The sequence below is a fragment of the Brachyspira catarrhinii genome (assembly GCF_005518285.1).
GTDB classification, from domain to species: Bacteria; Spirochaetota; Brachyspiria; order Brachyspirales; family Brachyspiraceae; genus Brachyspira; species Brachyspira catarrhinii.
Map to the genome: position 1 here is coordinate 1 of NZ_SJDU01000385.1, position 2069 is coordinate 2069.

Consider the following 2069-nt stretch of genomic DNA (forward strand, 5'->3'; position numbering starts at 1 on the left):
AATTAAAAAATACTTTTGATTTCATAAAGAAGATGGAAGAAAAATTCAAATCAAAAGAAGAGGAAGAGAAAGAAACTAAACAAGAACAGTATGTTTTTGATTTTTAAGTAAGGATTTATTTATGTATAACTTTATAGAAGAATATAATAAATGTTTCGACTGCGAATGTAAAACTATATCAGGTATTTTATCAGATATTTTTAATATGGGTATGACTTACGGATTACTAAAAGCAGAAGAAGAGAGAGAAAGCGAAGCTAATTTTGATGGTGCTATTTGTTGTCTTACTGATGAAAAGTTTCAAAGTCCAAGTATACCAACTAAAAAAAGACAGCCTCATGGTAAAGAATGGTTTAATAAAAGCCATAAAGAAGCCAATAGGTTTTGGAATGGTATTTTAAAGTTTCAAGAACCTGAGCAATATACTTTATTTTAAGGAGTGAAAAATGGAAGATTTAAATGCTAATTATGATATAAGACTATTCTGGGAAGAAAAACATATTTATTGTCATGAAAATTGTGAACATCTTTATGAGCGTGATATGGAAAATGGCCATTGTGATTATTTCAATAAAGATTTATCACACGATTCACCTCATGATTTTAAACCTTGCCGTGAATGTTTAGAGGAGACTGAATAATGAAAAAAATTAAAATATATTTAAGCGGTGCGATAACAGGCAGAAAAAACTATAAACAAGAGTTTTATGAAGCTAAAGAAAAATTAATTAAGTTTCAAGAAGATAATAATAAAAGAAAAGATAAAGAAAAAATAGATTTGGATATTATAATCCCTTGCGATTATGATCATCTAAATAAAAGCGGCAAATGGGAAGAATATCTAAAAAATGACATTAAATTATTAGTTGACTGCGATTGTCTTATAGACATAGAAAATGAAAGCTATAATTCAAAAGGGGCTATGCTTGAAAAAATGATATGTATGGCTTTGGGAATACCTATTATTTCATTGAGTGCTTTTTTGGATTATAAAGCAGTTTATAACTATTCTACAACGAATTTGGAGATTAAATTATGAAATGCGAAGTTTGTCATAAAAATGAGGCTGTTGAGGAAATGGCGTATATTTTAAGCAAGGTTGTGCTTGTTGGCGTATGCTCTGCTTGTAAGGAAGATATTGATAACATTTATCATATTCTTAATAAAAAATATGAAATAAGAGTAGAAGTAAAATGAGTAAATTAATTCATATAAAAAAATTAGGGCTTGCTTTTTATAAAGATGATTTTGTAAGAGTTCATTCATTAGTTACTCCTAAATTAGATATATACGGTATATATATTTATTTTAGAGATGGGAAAAGTGATTTTATTAAATGTACAAGTAAAAGACAAGCAAATCTATGGTGTACTTTAATAGTGAAAAAAATAAAGGAGAGCGAAAATGACAATTGCTGATAGATACGAATGTTTTAATTTAGAAAAAATAGTTGAAGAAATAAGAGATATAGATATTGAAACATTAAAAAATAATATTTCAGCTGAAAAAGATGACGGGAAAAGATATAACAATCATTTATCTGAAGAAAGAATACAGCAAATAGTTATAGCCTATCTTGATGATAAAAATATCATTTGCGAGCCTTCTATGAGCGGAATAAGAATAAAATCTTTTAAGATTAGAAGAAAGATGAGAGAACAGGGAGTAAAAAAAGGTTACCCAGATTTAACTATTAAAAAGTTCAATGGAAGAGATACTACATTCTGTTTAGAATTAAAAACAGTAATAGGCAAACTATCTAAAGACCAAAAAGAAATACTCAATAGAACTAAGGCGGAGCATATTCCTTGCTCAGTAAGTTATGGAATTAATGACGCTTTATATAAAATTAATAAGTATCTAATTGGCAAGCCTGTCATTTGGGGAGAAAAAGGAGAATAGCATAATGAAAAACTTATTTTTTGCTTTGTTTCTGTGGGTATTATTTTTGTTAGCAATCAATGCTTTACAGAATGATACTACTAAAAAGAGAGTATCAGAACTTGAGAGAGAAGTAGCTAATTATGAATATCAGATTTTTCAATTAAAAAAAGATATTAAATACATTA

General features: G+C 27.6%; 6 protein-coding genes. All 6 read left to right on the plus strand.

Features of this window, described 5'->3' with window-relative positions; all coding sequences use genetic code 11:
- Positions 1-121 precede the first annotated feature (121 nt).
- Genes EZH24_RS10740 through EZH24_RS10760 form a run of 6 tightly spaced genes read left to right on the plus strand, consistent with a single transcriptional unit; the run spans position 122 to position 1902 of the window.
- Entirely contained in the window at positions 122-436 is a 315-nt protein-coding gene (locus EZH24_RS10740) for a hypothetical protein (protein ID WP_137999115.1), read from the plus strand.
- A 10-nt stretch (positions 437-446) separates the two neighbouring features.
- Positions 447-641, plus strand: coding sequence for a hypothetical protein (locus EZH24_RS10745; RefSeq protein ID WP_137999116.1), 195 nt, complete (start codon positions 447-449; stop codon positions 639-641).
- A complete protein-coding gene (locus tag EZH24_RS10750) occupies positions 641-1039 on the plus strand; it encodes a DUF4406 domain-containing protein (RefSeq protein WP_137999117.1) in 399 nt (132 codons plus the stop codon). The genes EZH24_RS10745 and EZH24_RS10750 overlap by 1 nt, the downstream gene beginning before the upstream one ends.
- A complete protein-coding gene (locus tag EZH24_RS14205) occupies positions 1036-1197 on the plus strand; it encodes a hypothetical protein (protein ID WP_161976144.1) in 162 nt (53 codons plus the stop codon). The genes EZH24_RS10750 and EZH24_RS14205 overlap by 4 nt, the downstream gene beginning before the upstream one ends.
- Positions 1194-1418, plus strand: a complete 225-nt coding sequence (locus EZH24_RS10755) for a hypothetical protein (protein ID WP_137999118.1) — start codon at positions 1194-1196, stop codon at positions 1416-1418. Before EZH24_RS14205 ends, EZH24_RS10755 begins: the two co-directional genes overlap by 4 nt.
- Positions 1405-1902, plus strand: a complete 498-nt coding sequence (locus EZH24_RS10760) for a VRR-NUC domain-containing protein (protein ID WP_137999119.1) — start codon at positions 1405-1407, stop codon at positions 1900-1902. The genes EZH24_RS10755 and EZH24_RS10760 overlap by 14 nt, the downstream gene beginning before the upstream one ends.
- Positions 1903-2069: the final 167 nt, after the last annotated feature.